Origin of the sequence: Methylobacterium sp. E-041, from assembly GCF_022829665.1 — a bacterium.
Lineage (GTDB): Bacteria > Pseudomonadota > Alphaproteobacteria > Rhizobiales > Beijerinckiaceae > Methylobacterium.
Window position 1 is genome coordinate 23,459 of record NZ_JAKSYQ010000292.1, and the last position, 21,464, is coordinate 44,922.

Below are 21,464 nucleotides of genomic sequence, written 5' to 3' on the forward strand. Positions count from 1 at the left end.
TCAGGTGTGCTCGGTGCCGGGCCGGTTGGGGCGCGGCGCCTCGCCGTGCCCCGAGATCACCGCCGAGCGGGTGGGATCGTGCTTGATCTTCGCGACGCGCGTCCGCTGCCAGACCGCGATCACCGTCGCGACCACGATCGTTCCGATGGCGAGGACCGGAATCAGAACATCGTTGTCCATGGACGTGCCTCCGATGATGTGATCGGGTAAAGCACGGTCAAGCCCGGGGGTTCCCGCGGCTCAGCTTGCGATTTTCCGGGCTACGGCACAGTCGAGACCGCCCGGTTACTGAAAAACCGCATGCTGCACCGCGAGAGACTTCAGTCGTCGCGGTAGACGCGCTCGCGGCGCTCGTGACGCTCCTGCGCTTCCAGCGACAGGGTCGCGATCGGCCGGGCATCGAGCCGGCGCAGCGAGATCGGCTCGCCGGTCTCCTCGCAATAGCCGTAGGAGCGGTCCTCGATCCGCGCCAAGGCCGCATCGATCTTGCCGGTGAGCTTGCGCTGCCGGTCGCGGGCCCGCAGCTCGATCGCCCGGTCGGTCTCCGACGAGGCGCGGTCGGCGAGGTCGGGGTGGTTCTCGTTCTCGCTCTGCAGCGCAACCAGGGTGTCCTGCGCCTCGCGCAGGATGTCGCTCTTCCAGCCGAGCAGCTTGCGCCGAAAATACTCGCGCTGACGCTCGTTCATGAAGGGCTCGTCGTCGGACGGAACGTAGCCGTCCTCCAGCGTCACCTTCGCCATTCGTCGCCCTTCCATAGTCCCGTACGGCCGGTCCGCGGCGATAATTGCCTGCCGTATAGTCGAGGTGGATTGCTGCTACAACGCACCCGCGTTCAAGCTGCGGTGCTTGCACACGCTGCGCCAATTGATGCGGCAAAGGTGCCACGGTCGCGCGCGTGCGACGGAGATTGGTTTGCTCAATCGTGGATTGCCGACGGACCGCGGAGGCGGACGATCGCCGCGGCGACGGCATCGGTGAGCGCCCGGGCGATCGGGTGCCGATAATGGCTCTGGTCGAAGAACTGCGCATCCTCGTGCGTTTCGGGCGTGTCGCGGCGCTCGTCGAGCACGCTGCCGAGCGGATGGGTCGCGACCGCCGCCGCGATGGCGGCCTTGCAGGCCTGCTCGGCCGCCGCGCGGGCGGTCCCCGGGCGCGGCAGGGCCGAGGCATGGATCGGCGGAAACACCAGCACGACGGGGGTCGCGGGTGGGACGCGGGCGAGCATCGCGGTCAGGCGCGCGGCCGCGGGGAACGGGCCGGCCTTGTGCGGATCGGGGGTGTCCGGCACGGGCGGCCCCGCGCTCGGCGCGCGCCGGTCGCCGCCGCCGAACCCGAGCTTGAGATAATCCGGCTCGTAATCCCACCACCCGTCGGCGCGGGCCATCGGCCGCTTCCTGCGCAGCAGCCACCCGATCCGGCCGACGACCTCCTGGGCCACGTTGAAGCGCAGCAGGCCGAAGGCGTAGGCGACGGGGTCGCGTTCCAGGAGCCAGAAGGGGAACGGTTTGCCGGGCGGCAGCGCCGGATCGTCGGTGCACCAGAAGTCGTCGGCCGCCATCACCAAGGCGGCGGGTTTCGGATGATGGCGCAGGTACCAGTCGAGAACCAGCAGCTGCTCGCCCGGGCCCGTCGCCGGCACGGAGAGTTGCACGAACGGAATGCCGGTGGCGGCCGAGAGGCGGGCCGGCTCGACGAGCTGGATGTGCGAATTGCCGATGACGGCCCCCGTGAAGGCCGGGTCGCGCCCGCGGACCGCGAGCGCGGTGCGCGGCCCCTGGGGCCGGACGCCGCCGACGGAGAAGAGCGTGGAGCGCCCGCTGTCGTAGGGATCGATCGCGATCGCGAGGGCGAGGTAGCCGTACAGGAGGCCGATCGCCGTCAGCACGGCGGTGCGGGCGAAATCGTGCCAGGCCGTGTCGGGCGACGGGGTCCGCATCGGCTCAGAACTGGAAATAGATGAAGTCGTAATTGCCGTCGTCGCCGATCTTCAGGAGCACGACGACGAACAGCAGCGCGAAGGCGGCGGCGATGAGCCGGCTCGGCGGCATGCGGTGGACCGCGGCCCAGGCGCTCGGCCCGACCGTCGCCACGGCCGCGGCGACGGCGATGGTCCGCCACTTGAAGCCGGTGCCGGACGGACCGAAGCCGGCCAGCCCCTTGAACACGATCAGCGCCGCCTCGAAGCTGGTGGCGCGGAACAGCACCCAGGTCAGCACCACGAACAGGAACGTCAGCGCCCAGCCGAGGACCATCGGCATCCGAAGGTTCGCCCGGCGGAACAGGATGCCCGCCCCGAGGCCGGCCCCGTGCAGCGCTCCCCAGGCGACGAAGGTCAGCCCGGCCCCGTGCCAGAGGCCGCCGAGCGTCATCGTCGCGAACAGGGCCGCGACCTGGATGGCGAGGCCGCGGCGGTTGCCGCCGAACGGAATGTAGAGGTAGTCGCGCAGGAACCGCGACAGCGTCATGTGCCAGCGCCGCCAGAAGTCGCGCAGCGACGCCGACCGGTACGGCACGTCGAAGTTCTGCGGCAGCACGAGCCCGAACAGCAGCGCGATGCCCAGCGCCATGTCGGTGTAGCCCGAGAAGTCGAAGTAGATCTGGAAGGTGAACCCAAGGGTGGCCTGCCACGCCTCGGCGGTCGTCACCGCCTTGCCGGCGGCGGCGGCCTGGAACACCGGGTTGACGTAGCCCGCCAGCGGATCGCCGAAGAAGACCTTCTTCGACAGGCCGACGGTGAGCAGCATCAGTCCGCGGCAGATCCGCTCCGCCGCATCCGGGCGCGCATAGGGGCGCTCGTCGAACTGGTGCATGATCTCGCTCCAGCGCACGAGCGGGCCGGCGAGAACCTGCGGGAAGAAGGCGATGTAGAGCGCGTACTTGGTCAGCCCGAAGGCCGGCGCGCGGCCGGCCCGAAGGTCGGTCAGGTACATGATGTGGTGAAAGGTGAAGAACGAGATCCCGAGCGGCAGCACCCAGCCGAGCCGCGGCGCCTCGATCCCCGGGATCAGGCCGGCGAGGTCGGCGAAGAAATCGAGGTACTTGAACAGCGCCAGGACGACGAGGTTCGCCGCGATCGCACCCGGGATCAGCCAGCGGGTCGGCGCCCTGACGAAGGCGCGGGCGACGAGCCAGTTCGCCAGGATCGAGCCGAGCAGCAGCGGCACGAACCGCACGTCCCACCAGCCGTAGAACACGAACGACAGCAGGACGAGCAGCGGCAGCCGCAGGCCCGGCCGATGGCGCTCGACGAGGGCGTGCAGCGCCAGCGCCGCGGGCAGGAACGCGAGGAGGAAGACGAAGGAGTTAATCAGCATCGGCCGGGGCGGCGCGGCGGGGGTATGCCGCGCCGCTCGGACCGAGCGTCGGGCGGCCGCCTTGTCGGGGATCGACCGGGATGCGTCAATCGACGGCGTTGCGCCTTACGCGTGGGGCCGGGTCGCGAGGTCCAGCGTCGTGGCGGTTCCGACCAGCACCGCGCGGATCCGGCTGTCCAGGCTGTCGGTGAGGTCGTCGACCCGCAGGTGCACCGTGCTCCCGCAATCGGTGCCGGTGACCCAGAGGTCGTAATTCAGGCCCTCGCTGCGGAGGTGGCTGAGCAGCCGCTCCGATCCGATGCGGACCGCCTCGTTGTTCAGGGTGATGCAGCGCGCGTCCATGCCGTCTCCGAATGATCGGGAGGGTAACGCACGACCATGCCCGATCGATCGCCCGGTATGCGCGACCGAGGGTTTTCGCCCCGAACAGGGTGAACCGGCCCTCAACGCGGCCCGTAGGTGTGATCCTCGGCGGGGAAGCGCCCGGACCGGACCTCGTCGGCGTAGGTGCGCACCGCCTCCTCGATGTGGGCGCGCAGCGAGCCGAAGCTCTTCACAAATTTCGGCGCCCGGTCGCTCAGGCCGAGCATGTCCTCGAGCACCAGGATCTGGCCGTCGCAGGCCGCCGAGGCCCCGATGCCGATCGTCGGCGCGGTCACGGCCGGCGACCGGGCGATGGCGTTGGCCACCGGCTCGACGATGCCTTCCAGCACGATCGCGAAGGCGCCGGCCTCGCTGATCGCGCGGGCATCCTCCATCAGGATGCGCTCGCCGTCCGGGCCGCGGCCCTGGACGCGAAAACCGCCCATGGTGTTCACGGATTGCGGCGTCAGGCCGATATGGCCCATCACCGGAATGCCGCGCTGGGTCAGGAACGCGACGGTGTCGGCGAAGCGGGCACCGCCTTCCATCTTGATCGCGCCGGCCCCGGTCTCCTTCAGCACCCGCGCGGCGTTCATGAACGCCTGCTCGCGCGACGCCTCGTAGGACCCGAACGGCATGTCGACCACCACCAGCGCCCGCGAGGTGCCGCGGATCACCGCCTGGGCCTGGAGGATCATCATTTCCAGCGTGACCGGCAGGGTCGATTCGAGGCCGTGCATCACCATGCCGAGCGAGTCGCCGACGAGGATGAAGTCGCAATACGGATCGAGGATGCTGGCGGTGTGGGCGTGGTAGGCGGTCAGCGCGATGATCTTGGCGCCTTCGGCCTTCCGCTTGGCGAGATCCACCGCCATCACGCGCCGCGACTGCACGACCTGCGACATGGTCTTGGACTCCATTCTCGTCACCTCGCCCGCGGCTGACGGGCCGGAGGCTCGCGGCCGATCAGGATCGCCCGCGCGCCTCCTCTACACCGTCCGGCGCCGGGAATCCCGCCCGCCGCTTTTCCTTTGCGGGAGGGTGTAAGGCTCGGCCGGGCGGGACGCGTCCACGCGAGCCGGCATGCGGCGCGCTCGAGAAGGCGCTACCGCTCGCCGGCAGAGACCGGCTTGCGCGCCCATTCGGGGTCCTCTCGGACCACCGCGGTCTCGTGCTTGTCCTGCCAGCCCTCGATCCCGTCGGGGAACCAGTGCACCGCGGTGTAGCCCTGCCGGACGAGACGCTTGCCGGCGTTCCAGCTGCCCCAGCAATCGGGATGGCAGAAGGTGACGATGGGCTTCGCCTTGTCGCCGCCGGTCAGCGCCTCGACCCGCTTCAGGAACAGGTCCTCCCGTACGGGATCGAGGGGCGCCGCGCCCGCATTCGGCATCCAGACGGCGCCGGGCACCGAGCGGTGGGCCGGAAGCCAGGGCCGGTCCGCCGGGAAGTTCGCGGGCTTCCGGTCGGCCAAAGCCACGTCGATGAGCAGCGGCTGCTTCGGCATCAGCGCGTCGAGGGCGGCGATGTCGACGACGACGGCGCCGCTCAGGGTCTTCGGCGTGTAGCCCTGCTGCACGCCCTCGTGCAGGCCCGCCGGCTCCGGCACGTTCACCGGTGAGTCCGCCGGCGCCGCGGCGAGGAGACCCGCGGCGGCCAGCGCCGTGCCGACGCGGATCAGGCGATGGGATCGGCGCGCGGGCATCAGTTGCTCGGGCTCGGCGCGTTGAAGCTGTGCTCCCACGAGCCGCCCTGGCTGTCGGTGGCGGCGACCTTGATCGGCTTGCCGGGCTCGGGGATGAGGCCGAAATTGATCACCGGGTTCGAGGCGATCGAGATGTCGCCGTCCATGGCGAACACGGTCTTGTCGCCGGCGGTGACGACGAGCTTGTTGATGTAGCGCGCCGGCGTGTAGTCGCGGGTCACCTGATTCATCTGCATGCCCGAGAAGTTCGGGTGGCGGATCATGAGCGTCGCCTCGACGGGCTTGCCCGCTTGGGCCTCGCCGGAAAACTTCATCCGCATGTCGCCCATGCCCTTCATCGCCTCCTCGTCGCTCATGCCCATGGGAGCCGAGCAGCCGCCCGACGCCTTCACGAACTTGACCGCCTCGTAGAGGCCGCCGTCCTTCGTCTCGGCGACGGCGTGGACGTTGGTGTAGTTGTTCACGCGCACCCGGAGCTTCAGCTCGCTCGGGTCGGCGGCCGGGCCGAAGGTGAAGTGCGCGGCGTAGGGCGACGGGTTGTCGTCGATGACGAAGTGCACCGCCTTGATCTTGTCCTTCTCCGGCATGGTCAGGGTGATCGGCACCAGCGCCGCATCCATCGCGCGGTTCGGCGCGTCGATCCGGATGAGGGTGTCGGTCGGCGCGATCTTGCGGTCGCCGAACACCGACTTGGCGATCTCCTGCCAGCGCGCGGCGCGCTCGGCGTCGGTGTCAGAGGCACCGGCCGCCAGGACGGGTCCGGACAGGACTGGGCCGGCGAGGATGGCGGCCGACAGGCTCGCGCTCAGGATCAACGAAAGGGCGGACTTCATGGCGTTCCTCCGATGGCGTGAAAGATAAGTCGTGCCGGGCCTCATTCCCACTCGAGCTCCTTGTAGGCTTCGGTGACGTTGCGGCCGTTGTAGCTGTCGAACAGGTCCCACTTGCCGCGCTCGGATTGCGCGACGGTCCCCACCGCCTTCTCGATCGACACGTCGGCGGCGATGGCCTTGCGGGTCTCGTCGCGCAGCGTGGTGAGATAGCCGGCGAGCGCATCGAGCCCTGGCGCCAGCGCGACGGACACTGGGCCGTGGCCTGGAACCGCCCGGGTCGCGCCCGAGCCCCGCAAGCCCTCGATCTCCTTCAGCCACCCGTTGAGGTTGCCGTCGAGCGAGGGGATGCGGCCGACCGAGAGCAGGTCGCCGGTGAACAGCAGGCCGCTGGCGCTGTCGATCATCGAGAGATCGCAGGAGGTGTGCGCGGTGGCGTGTGCGGCGAAGCGCAGGGTGCGATCGCCGAGGTCGACCTCGGCCCCGTCCTTCACCTCCTGCGTCGGGTAGACGACGCTGCCGGCCTTGTCGGCGCCGAGGATGTCGACGAGCCGCTGGCGGTAATAGTCGCCCCGCGCGTCGAGCGCCTCGCGCAGGCGGGCATGGCCGATGACGTTGGGCTTGTCGGCCAGGAAGGCCGCGGCGCCGAAGCAATGGTCGGGATGGACGTGGGTGATGACCACGTGCCGGATCGGCTTCGACGTGCGCTTCACGATCTCGGAGCGGAGCCATTGCCCGTCGGCGAGGCTGCCGCCCGACTCCGTGACCAGCACGGCCTCCTTGCCGACGATGAAGCCGATGTTGGCGATCGCGTCGTCGTTCTCGGGCGTCGCGTCGGCGTTCGGTCCGCGGCGCATGAAGATGCCGGGCCCGACCTCCTCCATCGCGAAGGACTCGGCCGAGAAGCCGGGCTTCGGAAGGCAGCACAGGCAGAACCCGCCGAAAAGCGCGGCGCGGCGCGTCAGCACGGCGCTCATCGCCGAGAATCCCTGCGGCGGGCATGGGCGTGGCGCTGAGCCGTTCCCGACATGCGGGACCTCCTGACTTATTGTTCCAACCATCTAGTAGGTAGATTTCTTCGGCGTCAAGTGCCACAAGAGGGAACGTGCTGCCCGGCGGCGCGCTGCGAACACGGTTTCCGACCCTGCGATGCGAGACACCCGCGCCGAGTTGCTGCTTCAGGCCGAGATGCTGGTGCGCGGGCGCGGCTGGTCCGGATTCAGCTACGCCGACCTCGCCGAGGTGGTCGGCATCCGCAAGGCCAGCATCCACCATCACTTCCGGACCAAGGACGATCTCGGCGCGGCACTGGTGGCGGCCTACGGCGAACGCTACGACGCGGCCCTCGCCGACATCTGCGCGACGCACCCGGCCGGCATCGACCGGATCGCGGCTTACGGCCGGCTCTATCTCGGCGGTGTCGAGCAGGGGCTCGGCTGCCTGTGCGCCGCGCTCGCCACGGAGGGAGACGCGCTGCCCGAACGGCTGCGGGGCGACGTCGGCGCGTTCTTCGCCCATCACCTGACGTGGCTGGAGCAGGTGTTTCGCGACGGCGAGGCCGATGGGAGCATCCGGGCAGGGCTCGACCCCGCGCGCCATGCCCGCCTGGTGGTGGCGACGCTTGAAGGCGCCCTGCTGCTGGAGCGGCTGCTCGGCGGGCCCGAAGCCTTCGCCGGGACGCTGACCGCGCTAACCGACCGCCTGCGCTGACCCGGCTCGCGAACGATGGCCGCCCGAGACGGACGGGTTTCGCGCCGCTGACAGCGGCGGCCGGATTGAAAGCAGCGCCGCCCGGCTCTTTGATTAGATTAAAGTCTTTTTCACTCGGCCCGTCTAGGTATTAAGTCACGAACGACGATCCGAACCCGAGCCGAACCGCATGCCCGTCTCTGCCTCGAACATCGTCGGCCGAGCCGCGGACGCGGCGGTCGAGCCGGCGCCGACCTTGGCGACGATCTCGACCCTGACCGCCGGGGTCAGCCGGGTGGCACAGGAGAAGATCGGGCGCATCCACCAGATCACCGCGCAGGCGAAGATCCTTGCGCTCAACGCGCTGATCGAGGCGGCCCATGCCGGTGAGCACGGCAAGGGTTTCTCGGTGGTGGCACAGGAGGTCCGCGGCATCGGCGCCGAGATCGAGAGCCTCGCCCGCGAGCTCGAGACGCAGCTGTCCGGGCATATCGGCGAGCTCGGCCGGACCGTCGGCGCGATGGCCGTCCAGGCCCAGGGCGAGCGCATGATCGATCTCGCCCTCAATGCGATCGAGCTCGTCGACCGCAATCTCTACGAGCGGACCTGCGACGTGCGCTGGTGGGCGACGGATGCGGCCCTGGTGGCCTGCGTGACCGAGCCCGGCGAAGCGACCGCGGCCCATGCGTGCGCACGCCTCGGCGTGATCCTGTCCGCCTACACGGTCTATCTCGACCTCTGGGTCTGCGACCGCGACGGACGCATCCTCGCCGTCGGCAGGCCGGATCGGTATCCCGGGGTGCGCGGCGACAGCGTCGCCGACGAGCCCTGGTTCCGAGAGGCCGACGTCCTGCGCAGCGGCGACGACTACGTCTCCGGCAACGTGCGGCGCGAGGCGCGTCTCGGCGGGGCGCAGGTCGCGACGTACTGCGCGAGCATCCGCGCGGGCGGGCGAGCGGACGGGGTGCCGGCCGGCGTCCTGGCGATCCACTTCGACTGGGAACCGCAGGCGCGAGCGATCGTGGCAGGCGTGCGGGTCTCGCCGCAGGATCGTGCCCGCACGCGGGTGCTGCTCGTGGATGCGGACCGCCGCGTCCTCGCCGCCTCCGACGACCGGGGCGTGCTGAGCGAGACGCTGGCCTTCGATCCGAAGGGAAGCGCCAACGGCGTGGTGCAGGGCGCGGCCGTCACCGCCTTCCACCGCACCCCCGGCTACGAGACCTATGCGGGCCTCGGCTGGTACGGGGTGATCGTCCAAACCCGCTGACGCGGGCGCCCTGTCAAGCGGCGGCGTTCTGGCCCGATTTCCCGGGTGCGTCCGCCACGAAGCGGGCGTAGCCGGAGGCCCGCAGGGCGCAGGCCGGGCAGGTGCCGCAGCCGTAGCCCCAGGCGTGGCGCGCGCCGCGCTCGCCGAGGTAGCAGGTGTGGCTGTCCTCGACGATCAGATCGACCAGCGGCCGTCCGCCCAGGAACTCGGCGAGGCGCCAGGTTTCGGCCTTGTCGAGCCACATCAGCGGGGTGTGCAGCACGAAGCGCCGCTCCATGCCGAGGTTGAGCGCGACCTGCAGCGCCTTGATCGTGTCGTCGCGGCAATCCGGGTAGCCGGAATAGTCGGTCTCGCACATGCCGCCGACGACGTGCCGCAGGCCCCTTCGATAGGCCAGAGCGGCGGCGAAGGTGAGGAAGATGAGGTTGCGGCCCGGCACGAAGGTGTTCGGCAGCCCGCCGGCCTCGAAGCCGATCGCCGTCTCGCGCGTCAGCGCCGTCTCCGAGACCTGCCCGAGCGCGTCGAGGGCCAGGGTGTGGTCCGCGCCGAGCCGTTCCGCCCAGTCGGGGCGGATGCCGACGATCCCGTCGCGGAGCGCGTCGCGGCCGTCGAGCTCGATTCGGTGGCGCTGGCCGTAGTCGAAGCCCAGCGTCTCGACATGGGCGAACCGGTCGAGCGCCCAGGCGAGGCAGGTGGCGGAATCCTGGCCGCCCGAGAACAGGACCAGTGCGCGCTCGTCAGTCACCGTCGTACTCCGCCCAGGACATCGGCGTCTCGAACACCTTCACCGAGCTGAGGCCCGGCAGGCCGTCCTTCGTGCGATGCCAGATCCAGGCCGCGATGTTCTCGGCGGTCGGGTTCTCCAGACCCTCGACCTCGTTGAGGCAGTAATGATCGAGCCGGAGCAGCACCGGCGCGAAGATCGCCTCCATGTCGAAGAAGTCGACCACCCAGCCGGTCCGCGGGTCGACCGGGCCGGCGACCGTCAGCTCGACGCGGTAGGAATGCCCGTGCATCCGGTGGCAGCGGTGGGTCTCGGGCACGTTCGGCAGGCGGTGGGCCGCCTCGAAGGTGAAAGCCTGGGTGATCTTCATCCTGCTACCCCGCCTTGCCCGAGACGCCGGCCTTGCCCGAGACCCCGGCCTGCTCGAACGTCGCCATGTCGCGATGGCAGGCGAGCGCGCCCTTCAGCAGGCCCATCGCCATGCCGGCGCCCGAGCCCTCGCCGAGCCGCATGCCGAGGGCCAGCAGCGGCACCAGCCCGAGGCGTTCCAGCACCTCCGCATGGGCGCCCTCGGCCGAGACGTGGCCGGCGAGGCAATGGTCGAGCGCGCGCGGGTCGAGCGCGTGCAGCACCGCCGCGGCGGCGGTCGCGACGTAGCCGTCGAGCACCACCGGCACCCGCTGCAACCGCGCGGCCAGGATCGCGCCGGCCATCGCCGCGACCTCGCGGCCGCCGAGGCGGCGCAGGACCTCGAGCGGGTCGTCGAGATGGCCGGCATGGTGGGCGAGCGCGGCCTCCACCGCCGCGACCTTCCGCGCGATCCCGGCCTCGTCCAAGCCGGTGCCGTGCCCGACCCAGTGCGACGGCGCTCCCCCGAACAGGGCGGCGTAGATCGCGGCGGCGATCGTGGTGTTGCCGATGCCCATCTCGCCGACGCCGACGCAATCCGTGCCGGCGGCCACCGCCTCCATGCCGAACGCCATGGTCGCGACGGTGGCCTTCTCGTCGAGGGCCGCGTCTTGCGTGATGTCGCCGGTCGGCAGGTCGATGGCGAGGTCGAACACCTTGAAGCCGAGGCCGTAGGCGGCGCAGATCTGGTTGATCGCTCCCCCGCCCGCGGCGAAGTTCTCGAGCATCTGGCGATTCACCGCATCGGGGAAGGCCGAGACTCCGCGCTTCGTCACGCCGTGGCTGCCGGCGAACACGCAGACCAGCGGCCGGTCCAGCGTCGGCATCGCCTTGCCCTGCCACGCCCCGAGCCAGGCGACGAGCTGCTCCATTCGCCCGAGCGCGCCGGCGGGCTTCGTCAGCCGCGCCTCGCGTGCCGCGATCGCCGCGGTCGCATCGCGATCGGGGCCGGGCATCGTCTCGATCAGGCGGCGGATATCCGCGAACGGGGTCGGGTCGGTCATCGGGTCCAAAGGATTGTTGTGGGCGGGCTTGCGCCGGTGGACGGGCGCGCCGTTCCCGCGAGCTATAGTGGTGCGGGACGCGCGGGTGAAGGCTGCGTGCGGACGAAGGCCGATTGCGAGCGAAGGCGGCGTGATGGTGGGCGGACCGTTCCGCGGCGAGGCCGATTGGCCGGGCCGCGACCTGTTGCACGATCTGGCGGCGTGCCTGCGCTTCTACTCGCGCCTGCCGCTGCCGAGGTTTCCGGGCGAGCCCGATCCGCACGCCGTCCCCGACTTCCGGACGATCCCGCGGATGCTGCCGCTGGCCGGCCTGATCCTGGCGCTGCCGCCGGCCCTCGTGCTGCTCGCCGGATGGTGGATCGACCTCGGGCCCTTCGTCGCGGCGACGCTCGCCGTCGCCGTCGCGGTGATGCTCACCGGTGCGCTGCACGAGGACGGCCTCGCCGACGTCGCCGATGGGTTCGGCGGCGGCGCGACGCCGGAGCGCAGGCTCGAGATCATGAAGGACAGCCGCATCGGCGCCTATGGCGGCGTCGCGCTGATGCTGTCGCTGGCGCTCCGGATCGGCGCGCTCGCCACCCTGCTGGACCGGACCGGCACGGCCGCCGCCACCGGCCTCGCCCTCGCCGCGATCCTGTCGCGGGTCGCCGCGCTCGCGCCGATGGTTCTGCTCGCGCCGGCCCGACCCGGGGGCTTGTCCGCCGCGGTCGGCCGCCCGAGCCGGGCGGCGACGGGTACGGCCATCGGCATCGGATTGGTATTGGCATTGCTGGCGCGCCCGCTCGGCCTGCCGTTCTCCGGCATCCTCGCGATGGTGGTGCTGGCGCCGCTCGCCGCCCTCGCCATGACGCGCATCGCCCGGCGGAAGATCGGCGGGCAGACCGGCGACGTCGTCGGAGCCTGCCAGCAGGTCGCGGAGATCGGGGCCCTCCTCGCCCTGCTGGCCACGGTCTGAGCTTGATCGCAAGGCCACAAAGCAGGCATGGACGCGGCATGAACCCGCCCATCCCGACGTCGTCCGGCAAACCCTCGAGCCCGTGCACCAAGGTCTGCGTCCTCGACGGGCCGAGCGGCCTGTGCATCGGCTGCGGCCGGACGCGCGACGAGATCGGGCTGTGGGGCTCGCTCTCCGAGCCGCAGCGCCGCGCGATCATGTCAGGGCTCCCGGCCCGGTTGCGGGGGGCCGGTCTCGCGGTGGCCGGAACGCCGGCATGACGATCCTCGCGTTGATCGCGATCGGCCTGGTGGTGGCCGTGCTGGTCGCGACCGACGGCGGCCGGATCGCCGGGGCGATCGAGCCCGACCAGCTCGCCGGCCTCGCCTGGGGCGCCGGCATCCTCGCGCTGGTGGTCGCCGGGTTCTGGCGGCAATTCGCCGGCGCCCCCGGAAAGAACCTCCAGGCGCTGCTGCTCTGGTGCGGCCTCGGGCTCGCCTGCATCGTCGGCTACGTCTATCGCGAGCCGCTGCAGGAGGTCGGCGCGCGGGTGACCGGTGCGTTGCGCCCTGGCTCCCCGACGATCGGCCCCGGGGGCACAGTGACGATCACGCGCCGGTCGGACGGCGCATTCCTGGTCGAGGCGCAGGTCGATGGGCGGAGCCAGAGCTTCGCCTTCGACACCGGCGCCAGCGCGGTCGTCCTCACCGCGGAGAACGCCGCGGCGCTCGGCCTCCGCCCGGAAGCCGGCGCATTCACCGCCCGCGTCGCGACGGCGAACGGCATCGCCTATGCCGCGCCGACCACGCTCGACGCGCTCGCCATCGGCCCGATCACGGAACGGCGCGTCCCGGCGCTCGTCGCCAAGCCGGGCGCCCTCGACGGCAACCTGCTCGGGCAGAGCTTCCTGACGCGGCTCGCCGGCTACGAGGTCCGCGGCGACCGGCTGATCCTGCGCGGGCGCTGATCAGGCGGCGTCCCGCTCCGGCAACGCCCGCGAGACCAGCGCCACGGCGGCGCGCAGGGTCGCGAGGTCGGCCGCGGCCTCGACGCCCGCCGTCGAGAGGTGGCGCCGGTACGCCCGCGCGCCCGGCCGCCCGTTGAACAGCCCGAGCATGTGCCGGGTGATGGCATGGAGCCGCTCGCCGCCTTCCAGCGCCGCCGCGACGTAGGGCGCATAGGCCTCGACCGCCTCGAACGCGTCCGCCACCGGGGCCGGCGCCCCGAACAGCTCGGGATCGACCGCGATCAGCCCGGCCGGATCGCCGTAGGCCGCGCGCCCGACCATCACGCCGTCGAGGCCGGACAGGTGCGCCTTCGCCTGCGCCACGGTGGCGATGCCGCCGTTCACCGCAATCGGCAGGGCGGGAAATGCCTGCTTGAGGCGGACCACCCGGCCGTAGTCGAGGGGCGGCACGTCGCGGTTCTCCTTCGGCGACAGGCCCTGGAGCCAGGCCTTGCGCGCGTGCACGATCAGCCCGTCGACGCCGGCCGCGACGACCGCGCGGGCGAGCGTGTCGAGCGCCGGCTCCGGGTCCTGCTCGTCCACGCCGATCCGGCACTTCACCGTCACCGGCACCCGCACCGCCGCCTTCATCGCCGCGACGCAGGCGCCGACATGCTCCGGCTCCAGCATCAGGCAGGCGCCGAAGCGCCCGTTCTGCACCCGGTCCGACGGGCAGCCGACGTTCAGGTTGATCTCGTCGTAGCCGTAGCCCTCCGCGATCCGCGCGGCCTCGGCGAGGTCGGCCGGCTCGGAGCCGCCGAGCTGCACCGCCACCGGATGCTCCGCGCGCGAGAACCCGAGCAGCCGCTCCCGTGGGCCGTGGATGACCGCGCCGGTGGTGACCATCTCGGTATAGAGCCGCGCCCGCGCCGACAGCACACGATGGAACGCCCGGCAATGGCGATCCGTCCAGTCCATCATCGGCGCGACGCTAAAGCGCCAGCCCGCGAGGGTGCCTTCCGTCTCGGCCGCCGCAATCATTCGGATCTCGTACCCTAAAAAGCATCTCTCGCCGGCAGGACGCCGCCCTGCCCGCCTGCGGCGGCTTTGCCGTATCCACCTCGGCCGCGAGCCGGCGCGCGGACGCGTTCGGATACCATGCGCAGGAGACGGCACAAAGGCAGCACGGTGGGCTCGGCGATGCGCGGGCCCGAGCAGCGCCTCGGTTGCGAGCGCCGTCGCGAGCCATGGGATCGATGCGCCGCGTGCGCGACGGCAAGGGACCGCTCCGCCAACCCACCCGCCGATACCCACTTGCCGATACCCACTTGCCAAGCGCGGAACGAGCCTCTAGACACCCCCTCGCGACCGGAACAGGCCTCCACCGCCGACCGGTCCGCAGGGCGCCCGTAGCTCAGCTGGATAGAGCACCAGACTACGAATCTGGGGGTCAGAGGTTCGAATCCTTTCGGGCGCGCCATACCCACACAGCAATGCGAACACCGGGCGGTGGCCATGCACCCGCCACGACGACGCCCAGATGGTCCTGTCATCGACTCGGTCGTCGACGTTCGTTACGGTGCGGTCGACGAACACCGGAAGCCACGCGTTTCGGAACGAAATCTCGCCCGTCGTCATGGTCTCTCGCATCGGCCGGGGAACCCACGGTCGGCAACCGGGTGAACGCGCGGGAAACTCGCCGACACGGGGCCGTTGCAGCGCCGCAACTGCTAAGGTCCGCTGAGCCGTCGGCAGCCTGCAGCGTTCCTTCCCGACCGCTTCGAAATCGCCAACCTCGTCCTCGACCATTCGACAGAGCAGGTCTAGGTTCCGTTTCACGGCGGCGGTGGCCTAACTCCTGTCCTGCTATTGGATCTGCGTAGGCGCTCGGAGCGCAACGCGCGGACGCGAGGTGCGTGACATTCGCGGTGGCTTCGTCGCACAGCGCGCGCAAGGTAGTTCATGATTTTCATGCTACTCTTTATCGATATATCGAAATGTATTTCTTGAGCCTAACTGTTTACTCGTCTCTAAAATGCTACAAGTTGTGATCTCTGGGGATAAAAAATAAAAATTAATTGATTGATTAAATCTCACAGCCACCTTAATGGTAGTCGTGAAATATTTAATAACAACCCTTGAGACGACCATTTTGAAAGCATCGCTTTGGTGAACTACGACAAGATCGAATCCCCGGAGCCATAGATGGACAAACGCTCGGAAGTCGTACGGCTGTCGTCGGCTCTCGCGGCTCGGGTCCGCTATGCGCAGATGGTGGGCGGTCCGATCCTGCCGGCGCAGATCGAAGCGCTTCTCGATGCGGCGAAGCTGCTTCAGGCCTGCGATGTCCCGTGGCCGCCTTTGGTCGAGCAGGTGCTCCACGATGTCGCCAAGGAGCTGGAGGGTCCGGCGAGAACGCTCGATGTCGAGCCCGGTGGCTGAGTCGGGCGTTCCCTGATGCCGAAGCTCGCGGAGCATCAGCCGTTGCCCGACGGCCCCATCTTGCTTGCGGGCACGAACCCCATCAGCGCGGCCAGCCCGGCCTCGGTGATCGTCCAGCGGCAGGCCCCGGCCGGGTCGGCCTCCGGCAAGGGTTCGATCAGCCCGCGCTTGGCCAGGGCTCGAATCTGGCGGTCCTGCGGATGGTAGAGGCGAGCGCCGCGCGACAGGATCTCGAGGCGGTAGCGCCCGCTCGCGGGCAGCCAGGGCTTCGCCTCAGCCATGGCGCCGCCGCTCCCGGCCGGCCATCGCGGCGAAGGGCCTGACGGCACGGCTCGCGAAGGGTTGGGCGAGCCAGGCATGGCCCGCAATACCCTTGGGATCCGCCGGCTTGTCGCTCGCAGCCACCCGATCCGCGATGACGACGTGGCAGGGCACTGAATCGGTCGTGTCGACGCCAGAGGCGGCACTCGATCGATTGGTCGGTGAGTCCGCCCGCACCGGAGTACGCTCGGCCGTGTTTCCGAGCCTGCCCGCGAGATCGGACGCGGCTCGGACCCATTCGCCGAATGCGAAGGAAACGCCCACGCGACGCGAGACGGCCAGAACGGCGGAGTTCCCCCGCGCGAGACGGTCGCCGTCGACCTCCAGTTGTGGGGCGAGGATCTGACCGATCGACGCAAGAATCCTGTGCAAAACGCTAGATCGCGCCTCAAAACAGTAAACCGATGACGCGTCGAGCGCGGCGCACTCGATGTCGGGTTTCTCAAGACCAATCAGGCGCTGGTCGTTGCCAGTGAGCCTCCCGGGAAGCGTGTCGAGGAGAGGGACAAAGCTCCACTCCGCCTCATCCGGCTTCATAACATCGACTACGAATGCTGGATAACCCGGCCGAAACCCCATTCTACGCTCACTTGCTCTAAGCTATCGCATGTATATTATAACCTCAAAAGAAGATATCAATCAAGTTTCTAGTTTATGGAATCGAATATATGATGCTCCAATGGCTATAAAATCAAAATCCCGCACGGACGATGACGATCTTCGGCAATTCGGCAGCGCTGTTTGCAGCCATCGTGCGATCGTCCAGCACAAAAATCCGAACATCATGGACGGACGACGATGGCATCTCGGCCCCATCCGAGGCACCGGACCATCCGCAGCACGTGTCCTGGAAACTGGCAAAAATCCACTATAGGGCCGCCCCAAACGCAACGTCTGGTTTAATATAGGTTTACATTGACATTTTCTCCTAACGGATACAGTTTTTCGTCAAATACAATTTGGCAAAAATCAATAAACGGCAAAATGCTCGATCCGGGTCGTGGACGGGCTTCGAAGCGCGATCAGAACCGACTGGTCACTTCGTCGCCTGAAATCAGCATCGCGGATCCGCTGCAGGACACGATCGAGGGAAACATCGCAGCCGGCAGAGGCCGGGATATCGATCGCGACAGGCGAGAATTCGTTCGAGGGCAAGCCATGCATACGATCTCTACCGATGGGTTCACGCGTCCCAGTCACGTCGACGCCGGGGTGGCGCCGATGCTACAATGGTTGAAGATCAGCGCGCTGACGATCGACCCGAGCTATCAGCGCCCGATCATCGGTGTGGGTCGCAGGAACGTCGAACGCATTGCCAGCATGTTCTCGTGGTGCTGCTTCACCCCCGTGGTCGTCTCCCCCGTCGAAGGCGGCCGCTTCGCGATCATCGACGGGCAGCATCGCACCACGGCGGCGCTGCTCGTCGGGTACGACGAGGTGCCGTGCCAGATCGTGATCGCCGCGCGTGAGCAGCAGGCGGCGGCGTTCAAGGCGATCAACTGCGTCACCACGCCGATCGCCCGCGTCGCGGTCCACGCCGCCGCCCTAGTCGCCGGCGAGACCTGGGCCGTCCAGGTCGCCGACGTCTGCGCCCGGGCGGACGCCACGCTGCTCCGCTATCCGCTGCCGATCAGCAAGCAGGCCGCCGGCCAGACGATGGCGGTCGGCGCGATCAAGCAATGCATCAAGCGGCACGGCCAGAACACCGTCATCACCGCCCTGCAATGCGTGATCGAGACCGGCAACAACAAGCCCGGGATGCTGAATGCCCGCATGATCAAGGCCCTGTGCGCGGCGATCGACCGGCATCAGGACTGGCGCGAGGGCGGCCTCGCCCTGTTCGACGCGTTCGACCAGATCGATCTCGCGCGCCTGCAGGCCCGCTGCGACGACGGCTCGGCCACCGGAAGCGACCTCGTGCAGAGAATGGCCGAGGTGATCGCGGTCGAGCTGTCGGCCCTCATGCCGGTCACGCGCGAGCATCGACCCGTGCGCTGGGACGCGCCGCGCCCCAAGCTCGAGGTCGTCAACCTCTGAGCGCGGTGCATCGCGTTAAGAACGCCTCGCCACGTGGGCCCCCCTGCGACCCGGCCACAGTTCGCGCTCGCGGGCAGCGTGTGACGGGTCGCGCGCGATCCTGCCTGCCGACGTCGTGATCGAGCCACGGCGGAGGCACGACAATGCCGTCCGGGGCCGCTCGCGTTGCCCGGCGACCGAACGCCTGCGCCGGAGAATCGACAACTGGCCGACGGTACCAAGCCGCCGAATGCCGCTCGCACGCCCCGCCATCGTCACGTGCCCCGCGATGCACATCCTTCGAATCCGGCCGGTCGAAGGGATGCGATCCACCTGCATCGCCGCATCGGCACGAAACGAGCGGGACGCATGCGATACGCGCCCATCCGATCGAGATCGGATGGGCGCGTGTTCGGAACGAGGGCTCCTCGGTCGCGGCTTCAGACGAAGAACAGGTCGTGGACGATTCCTTTCAGATGGGCGTCGTTCGCCCAGTTCGAGGCGCCGACGAGATCGCTGGCGCGAGCCACGTCGTCCGGCACCTCGCCCTGCCCCTGTGCCAGCAGCGTACCGTTCTTGAACAGTTGCATCAGGCCGTGGCTGTCCACGCCGGCGTGCCAGGTCGCCGTCTCACCCTCGACGATCGCGTCCGCGGCGGCGATCCGGTGTGCGACGCCCTTGTCGGAGATCTCGAACGCCATGGTGTCGGACTGCCCGACCTGCCCCAGCCAGATGTTGTCCGTCCCCGCGCCGTTGCCGGTGTCGAACACGCGCTGGAAGCCGCCCGCATCGAGGTCGTCGAAGCGTACGGTCGCATAGGCGTCGAACGCGCCGTGGATCTCGGGAATCGCGTTGTGGGCCTGGATCTCGAGATGGTTCACGCTGCCGACCAAAGGGGTATCGCTGGCATAGTTGGACGCGCCGATCAGGCTGTGGCCCGCACCACGTCCGACGGCACCGCGCCCTCGCCCTGCGTGAGCAGCACGCCGTCCTTGTAGATGCGCATGACGCCGCCCTCGTCGACGCTCGCCTGCCACAGCGCGGTTTCGCTCTGGGTGATCGCATGCTTGGCGACCAGCCGGTGCTTGATGCCGTCCTCGATGATCTCGAACGCCATGTCGGCGCCGTTCCCGACCTGGCCCATCCAGATGTTGTTCGTGTCCGCGCCGCTGCCGGTGTCGAAGATCCGCTGGTACCAGCCGTGTTCGAGATCATCGAAGCGCGCCTCGGCGCTGACCGAGAAAGCGCCTTCGGCATGATTCAGTTCGCTGTAGGCATGGACGTCAACCTTGCCGGCACTGCCGAGCAGCGGCGCATCACTCGTCCAGTTGGACTTGCCGACCAACTCGCTGGTGCGCACGACATCGGCGGGAACGACCCCGTGCCCTTCGGCGAGCAGGACGCCGCCCTTGTAGAGCTTCATCACGCCGGTCTCGTCGACGCTCGTCGTCCAGTGCGCGTCCTGCCCGGCGACGATCGCGTCCTTGGCGGTGATGCTGTGGTCCTCGCCGTCGCGCCAGATCGAGAACACCATGTCGGTGCTGTCGGCGCGCTGGCCCAGGAACACGTTGTCCCGCTCGGGGCCGTTGCCGAAGTCGAACACGCGCTGCCACGCGCCGCCGGCCGGATCGTCGAACCGGGCGACGACGTCCGCAACGAAGGCGCCATGGATGTCCGCCGGATTCTGGGCCACGGTGACGTCGAGCACCTTGCCGATCAGCGGCGTGTCCCAGCCCCAGTTGGATTTGCCGACCAGTTCGCTGGCGCGCGCGACGTCGGCGGGGACGACACCCTGACCCTGCGCCACCAGCGTGCCGTTCTTCGACAGGAGCATCGTGCCGCCGTCGTCGACCGCGACCTTCCACGTCGCCGTCTCGCCCGCAACGATCGCGTTCGCGGCGGTGATGCTGTAGGGCCGGCCGTCGCGCCAGATCGCGAACATCATGTCGGTGCTGTCGGCGCGCTGGCCCAGGAACACGTTGTCCTGCCCGGGGCCGTTGCCGAAGTCGAACACGCGCTGCCACGTGCCGCCGGCGGGATCGTCGAACCGGGCTTGGGCGGTGGCGGTGAAGGCGCCGTGGATGTCGGCGGCCAGCACGCCCGGAATGACGGTTTCCTGCTGCCCGACGCCTCCGCGCGCGCGCAATGCAGCCATCAGGTCGGCGACCGCGACCGTGCCGTCGTCGAACGACAGCATCTCGATGCCGCTGAGCGTATCCGTGCCGGTCGCCGCGCCGCGGATCGAGAAGCCGGCGTTCAACGCGGCGGGATTCCAGATCACGGTGTAATCCCCGCGGTTGCCCGCGTACACCGCCGTGTCGAAGCCCGCACCGCCGACGAGCGCGTCGTCGCCGCCATTGCCGGTCAGCTTGTCGTCGCCGGCGCCGCCATCGAGCCGGTTGGCGACATCGTTGCCGATCAGGATGTCGGCCGCGCGGCCGCCGACCGCGTTCTCGATCGTGACGCCGTTGGCGATGGTGAAGCCGCCGGTGAACGTCTCGGACGTGCTCACCCAGCCGCCGCCGCCGATCTCCTCCTTCAGCGTCGCGGCGCGCAGATCGATCTTGGAACGGGCGTCGCCGACGTACGCGATCGAGTCGATGCCGCCGGTATCCCAGATCGTCGTATATCCGTGGTTGAAGTCGACGTCGTCGCCGAAGCGATAGACGGTGTCGCCGGTGGCGTTTTCGGACCGGCCGTACATGGCCTGCAGCGCGGCGATGTCGTTCGCAGCATAAGAGCCGGGCTGGGCGTCGAGCGGCGTTCCGTAATCGACCCAGGGCGTGAACGGGTTGTCCTCGCCCAGGAACGGCGAGGTGTAGGTCATCACAGAGTACAGCTGAGAATTCAGCTGATGCCTGCCGGGATCGCCCGCCCAGGTCGCGCCGTCCAGGACATTTCCGAAATCGAGGTCGTGGGTGTGCTTGAGGCCCAGGGCATGGCCGGTCTCGTGGAACCATGTTTCCGAGTAGGTGCCCAGCCGCACCGCCGCGGCCGATCCGGCCACATTGGCGTTGATGCCGATGACGCTGTCGGCGCTGGTCACGCCCACCCACGGCAGCACCGATTCGCCGCCGCCGCCTTCCTCGAGCCTAAAGCTCAAATTGCCGCCCCATGCGACCTCGGTGAAGCGCAAGGCGGTGAAGCTTTCGATATTCGCGATGATCTCGCGATAGAACGGCTTCCAGTCGCCCTCGTCCATGTCCGGGACGCCGTTGCCGTTAATGTCGCTGTAGGCGAAGCTGTAGGTCAGATCCGGTCCGATCCAGGCTCGCCCGACGTTCAGGCTGTCGATCACCGGATTGCCAAAATACCAGATGCCCGTCGTCTGCTCGGCCATGCTTCGCCCCCCGATATGCGCGCGTCCGCCGATCGCAGATCCGGCGCGCGATGCCGTCAGGTTTATTTTCCGAGGTTCGAACACGCCGTTAACAGCCTCGCTCGATTCTTCGTAGATCGTACTTTTGCGGCTCGCGCCCATTGCGCCGGCGATCAGTCATAACA

The 21,464-nt window shown here is 69.1% G+C and carries 24 protein-coding genes and 1 tRNA gene; 8 read left to right on the forward strand and 17 right to left on the reverse strand.

The genetic code is table 11. From position 1 onward, the window contains the following. From MKK70_RS27080 to MKK70_RS27120, 9 genes are all read right to left on the reverse strand, one after another. On the reverse strand, window positions 1-180 hold the full coding sequence (locus tag MKK70_RS27080) for a hypothetical protein (RefSeq protein ID WP_147728053.1): 180 nt from the start codon (window positions 178-180) through the stop codon (window positions 1-3). 140 nt (window positions 181-320) lie between these two features. Then, window positions 321-740 carry an RNA polymerase-binding protein DksA gene (dksA, locus tag MKK70_RS27085; protein WP_147728054.1) on the reverse strand — a complete coding sequence of 140 codons (420 nt, stop codon included), beginning with the start codon at window positions 738-740 and terminating at the stop codon, window positions 321-323. 176 nt (window positions 741-916) lie between these two features. Next, window positions 917-1,936, reverse strand: a complete 1,020-nt coding sequence (locus tag MKK70_RS27090; RefSeq protein ID WP_243934716.1) for a hypothetical protein — start codon at window positions 1,934-1,936, stop codon at window positions 917-919. 4 nt (window positions 1,937-1,940) lie between these two features. Further along, window positions 1,941-3,314 carry an MBOAT family O-acyltransferase gene (locus tag MKK70_RS27095; protein ID WP_243951009.1) on the reverse strand — a complete coding sequence of 458 codons (1,374 nt, stop codon included), beginning with the start codon at window positions 3,312-3,314 and terminating at the stop codon, window positions 1,941-1,943. 105 nt (window positions 3,315-3,419) lie between these two features. Then, window positions 3,420-3,656, reverse strand: coding sequence for a hypothetical protein (locus MKK70_RS27100; RefSeq protein WP_147841765.1), 237 nt, complete (start codon window positions 3,654-3,656; stop codon window positions 3,420-3,422). Window positions 3,657-3,757: 101 nt separating this feature from the next. After that, entirely contained in the window at window positions 3,758-4,582 is an 825-nt protein-coding gene (gene panB, locus MKK70_RS27105) for a 3-methyl-2-oxobutanoate hydroxymethyltransferase (RefSeq protein ID WP_147727435.1), read from the reverse strand. A gap of 200 nt (window positions 4,583-4,782) precedes the next feature. Beyond that, a complete protein-coding gene (locus tag MKK70_RS27110; protein WP_147727434.1) occupies window positions 4,783-5,379 on the reverse strand; it encodes a rhodanese-like domain-containing protein in 597 nt (198 codons plus the stop codon). After that, complete coding sequence (locus MKK70_RS27115; protein ID WP_243951011.1) at window positions 5,379-6,212, reverse strand: quinoprotein dehydrogenase-associated SoxYZ-like carrier; 834 nt, start codon at window positions 6,210-6,212, stop codon at window positions 5,379-5,381. The genes MKK70_RS27110 and MKK70_RS27115 overlap by 1 nt, the downstream gene beginning before the upstream one ends. 41 nt (window positions 6,213-6,253) lie before the next feature. Further along, window positions 6,254-7,186, reverse strand: a complete 933-nt coding sequence (locus MKK70_RS27120; RefSeq protein WP_147727432.1) for a quinoprotein relay system zinc metallohydrolase 2 — start codon at window positions 7,184-7,186, stop codon at window positions 6,254-6,256. Between the two features lie 172 nt (window positions 7,187-7,358). On the opposite strand from MKK70_RS27120, the gene MKK70_RS27125 reads away from it, so the two are divergent. Continuing rightward, on the forward strand, window positions 7,359-7,919 hold the full coding sequence (locus MKK70_RS27125; RefSeq protein WP_243951013.1) for a TetR/AcrR family transcriptional regulator: 561 nt from the start codon (window positions 7,359-7,361) through the stop codon (window positions 7,917-7,919). 169 nt (window positions 7,920-8,088) lie between these two features. Beyond that, the gene (locus MKK70_RS30755; protein WP_279603818.1) at window positions 8,089-9,165 is read left to right on the forward strand and encodes a methyl-accepting chemotaxis protein; all 1,077 of its coding nucleotides are present in this window, start codon (window positions 8,089-8,091) and stop codon (window positions 9,163-9,165) included. Window positions 9,166-9,178: 13 nt separating this feature from the next. On the opposite strand, the gene queC is transcribed toward MKK70_RS30755, so the two are convergent. From queC to cobT, 3 genes are read right to left on the reverse strand one after another with little or no spacing between them, the layout of a single operon-like run. After that, window positions 9,179-9,910, reverse strand: a complete 732-nt coding sequence (gene queC, locus MKK70_RS27135) for a 7-cyano-7-deazaguanine synthase QueC (protein ID WP_243951015.1) — start codon at window positions 9,908-9,910, stop codon at window positions 9,179-9,181. Continuing rightward, entirely contained in the window at window positions 9,903-10,259 is a 357-nt protein-coding gene (queD, locus tag MKK70_RS27140; protein WP_147841758.1) for a 6-carboxytetrahydropterin synthase QueD, read from the reverse strand. The genes queC and queD overlap by 8 nt, the downstream gene beginning before the upstream one ends. A 4-nt stretch (window positions 10,260-10,263) precedes the next feature. Continuing rightward, window positions 10,264-11,301 carry a nicotinate-nucleotide--dimethylbenzimidazole phosphoribosyltransferase gene (gene cobT / locus MKK70_RS27145; RefSeq protein ID WP_243951016.1) on the reverse strand — a complete coding sequence of 346 codons (1,038 nt, stop codon included), beginning with the start codon at window positions 11,299-11,301 and terminating at the stop codon, window positions 10,264-10,266. Between the two features lie 133 nt (window positions 11,302-11,434). On the opposite strand from cobT, the gene cobS reads away from it, so the two are divergent. The 3 genes from cobS to MKK70_RS27160 are packed head-to-tail and all read left to right on the forward strand — an operon-like array spanning window position 11,435 to window position 13,202. After that, the gene (cobS, locus tag MKK70_RS27150) at window positions 11,435-12,256 is read left to right on the forward strand and encodes an adenosylcobinamide-GDP ribazoletransferase (protein ID WP_243951018.1); all 822 of its coding nucleotides are present in this window, start codon (window positions 11,435-11,437) and stop codon (window positions 12,254-12,256) included. 38 nt (window positions 12,257-12,294) lie between these two features. After that, a complete protein-coding gene (locus tag MKK70_RS27155) occupies window positions 12,295-12,516 on the forward strand; it encodes a DUF1289 domain-containing protein (RefSeq protein ID WP_243951020.1) in 222 nt (73 codons plus the stop codon). Continuing rightward, window positions 12,513-13,202 (forward strand): TIGR02281 family clan AA aspartic protease, encoded by a 690-nt coding sequence (locus MKK70_RS27160; protein ID WP_243951022.1) that lies wholly within the window; start codon window positions 12,513-12,515, stop codon window positions 13,200-13,202. The genes MKK70_RS27155 and MKK70_RS27160 overlap by 4 nt, the downstream gene beginning before the upstream one ends. Here MKK70_RS27160 and dusA read toward each other — a convergent pair whose 3' ends face one another. Then, a complete protein-coding gene (gene dusA / locus MKK70_RS27165; protein WP_279603819.1) occupies window positions 13,203-14,222 on the reverse strand; it encodes a tRNA dihydrouridine(20/20a) synthase DusA in 1,020 nt (339 codons plus the stop codon). Between the two features lie 362 nt (window positions 14,223-14,584). On the opposite strand from dusA, the gene MKK70_RS27170 reads away from it, so the two are divergent. After that, window positions 14,585-14,661, forward strand: a tRNA-Arg gene (locus tag MKK70_RS27170). 725 nt (window positions 14,662-15,386) lie between these two features. Continuing rightward, window positions 15,387-15,623, forward strand: a complete 237-nt coding sequence (locus MKK70_RS27175) for a hypothetical protein (protein ID WP_147841751.1) — start codon at window positions 15,387-15,389, stop codon at window positions 15,621-15,623. Between the two features lie 35 nt (window positions 15,624-15,658). Here MKK70_RS27175 and MKK70_RS27180 read toward each other — a convergent pair whose 3' ends face one another. Together MKK70_RS27180 and MKK70_RS27185 are read right to left on the reverse strand one after the other, a co-directional pair. Then, a complete protein-coding gene (locus tag MKK70_RS27180; protein WP_243951024.1) occupies window positions 15,659-15,904 on the reverse strand; it encodes a hypothetical protein in 246 nt (81 codons plus the stop codon). Then, entirely contained in the window at window positions 15,897-16,481 is a 585-nt protein-coding gene (locus MKK70_RS27185; RefSeq protein ID WP_243951026.1) for a hypothetical protein, read from the reverse strand. The genes MKK70_RS27180 and MKK70_RS27185 overlap by 8 nt, the downstream gene beginning before the upstream one ends. Window positions 16,482-16,928: 447 nt before the next feature. On the opposite strand from MKK70_RS27185, the gene MKK70_RS27190 reads away from it, so the two are divergent. Further along, window positions 16,929-17,981 (forward strand): ParB N-terminal domain-containing protein, encoded by a 1,053-nt coding sequence (locus MKK70_RS27190; RefSeq protein WP_243951028.1) that lies wholly within the window; start codon window positions 16,929-16,931, stop codon window positions 17,979-17,981. A 419-nt stretch (window positions 17,982-18,400) separates the two neighbouring features. On the opposite strand, the gene MKK70_RS27195 is transcribed toward MKK70_RS27190, so the two are convergent. After that, a complete protein-coding gene (locus MKK70_RS27195; protein WP_243951029.1) occupies window positions 18,401-18,841 on the reverse strand; it encodes a LamG domain-containing protein in 441 nt (146 codons plus the stop codon). 44 nt (window positions 18,842-18,885) lie between these two features. Beyond that, a complete protein-coding gene (locus MKK70_RS27200) occupies window positions 18,886-21,300 on the reverse strand; it encodes a M10 family metallopeptidase C-terminal domain-containing protein (protein ID WP_243951031.1) in 2,415 nt (804 codons plus the stop codon). Window positions 21,301-21,464: the final 164 nt, after the last annotated feature.

Excerpts from the sequence above, each read along its gene's own strand:
- MKK70_RS27160 (WP_243951022.1), top strand. The coding sequence starts at position 12,513 with ATGACGATCCTCGCGTTGATCGCGATCGGCCTGGTGGTGGCCGTGCTG.
- cobS (WP_243951018.1), top strand. The coding sequence starts at position 11,435 with ATGGTGGGCGGACCGTTCCGCGGCGAGGCCGATTGGCCGGGCCGCGAC.
- MKK70_RS27200 (WP_243951031.1), bottom strand. The coding sequence starts at position 21,300 with ATGGCCGAGCAGACGACGGGCATCTGGTATTTTGGCAATCCGGTGATC.
- MKK70_RS27190 (WP_243951028.1), top strand. The coding sequence starts at position 16,929 with ATGCTCGATCCGGGTCGTGGACGGGCTTCGAAGCGCGATCAGAACCGA.
- MKK70_RS27115 (WP_243951011.1), bottom strand. The coding sequence starts at position 6,212 with ATGAAGTCCGCCCTTTCGTTGATCCTGAGCGCGAGCCTGTCGGCCGCC.
- MKK70_RS30755 (WP_279603818.1), top strand. The coding sequence starts at position 8,089 with ATGCCCGTCTCTGCCTCGAACATCGTCGGCCGAGCCGCGGACGCGGCG.
- MKK70_RS27185 (WP_243951026.1), bottom strand. The coding sequence starts at position 16,481 with ATGAAGCCGGATGAGGCGGAGTGGAGCTTTGTCCCTCTCCTCGACACG.
- MKK70_RS27120 (WP_147727432.1), bottom strand. The coding sequence starts at position 7,186 with ATGAGCGCCGTGCTGACGCGCCGCGCCGCGCTTTTCGGCGGGTTCTGC.
- MKK70_RS27180 (WP_243951024.1), bottom strand. The coding sequence starts at position 15,904 with ATGGCTGAGGCGAAGCCCTGGCTGCCCGCGAGCGGGCGCTACCGCCTC.
- dusA (WP_279603819.1), bottom strand. The coding sequence starts at position 14,222 with ATGATTGCGGCGGCCGAGACGGAAGGCACCCTCGCGGGCTGGCGCTTT.
- cobT (WP_243951016.1), bottom strand. The coding sequence starts at position 11,301 with ATGACCGACCCGACCCCGTTCGCGGATATCCGCCGCCTGATCGAGACG.
- MKK70_RS27155 (WP_243951020.1), top strand. The coding sequence starts at position 12,295 with ATGAACCCGCCCATCCCGACGTCGTCCGGCAAACCCTCGAGCCCGTGC.
- MKK70_RS27090 (WP_243934716.1), bottom strand. The coding sequence starts at position 1,936 with ATGCGGACCCCGTCGCCCGACACGGCCTGGCACGATTTCGCCCGCACC.
- MKK70_RS27080 (WP_147728053.1), bottom strand. The coding sequence starts at position 180 with ATGGACAACGATGTTCTGATTCCGGTCCTCGCCATCGGAACGATCGTG.
- dksA (WP_147728054.1), bottom strand. The coding sequence starts at position 740 with ATGGCGAAGGTGACGCTGGAGGACGGCTACGTTCCGTCCGACGACGAG.
- panB (WP_147727435.1), bottom strand. The coding sequence starts at position 4,582 with ATGTCGCAGGTCGTGCAGTCGCGGCGCGTGATGGCGGTGGATCTCGCC.
- MKK70_RS27100 (WP_147841765.1), bottom strand. The coding sequence starts at position 3,656 with ATGGACGCGCGCTGCATCACCCTGAACAACGAGGCGGTCCGCATCGGA.
- queD (WP_147841758.1), bottom strand. The coding sequence starts at position 10,259 with ATGAAGATCACCCAGGCTTTCACCTTCGAGGCGGCCCACCGCCTGCCG.
- MKK70_RS27095 (WP_243951009.1), bottom strand. The coding sequence starts at position 3,314 with ATGCTGATTAACTCCTTCGTCTTCCTCCTCGCGTTCCTGCCCGCGGCG.
- MKK70_RS27175 (WP_147841751.1), top strand. The coding sequence starts at position 15,387 with ATGGACAAACGCTCGGAAGTCGTACGGCTGTCGTCGGCTCTCGCGGCT.
- MKK70_RS27125 (WP_243951013.1), top strand. The coding sequence starts at position 7,359 with ATGCGAGACACCCGCGCCGAGTTGCTGCTTCAGGCCGAGATGCTGGTG.
- MKK70_RS27110 (WP_147727434.1), bottom strand. The coding sequence starts at position 5,379 with ATGCCCGCGCGCCGATCCCATCGCCTGATCCGCGTCGGCACGGCGCTG.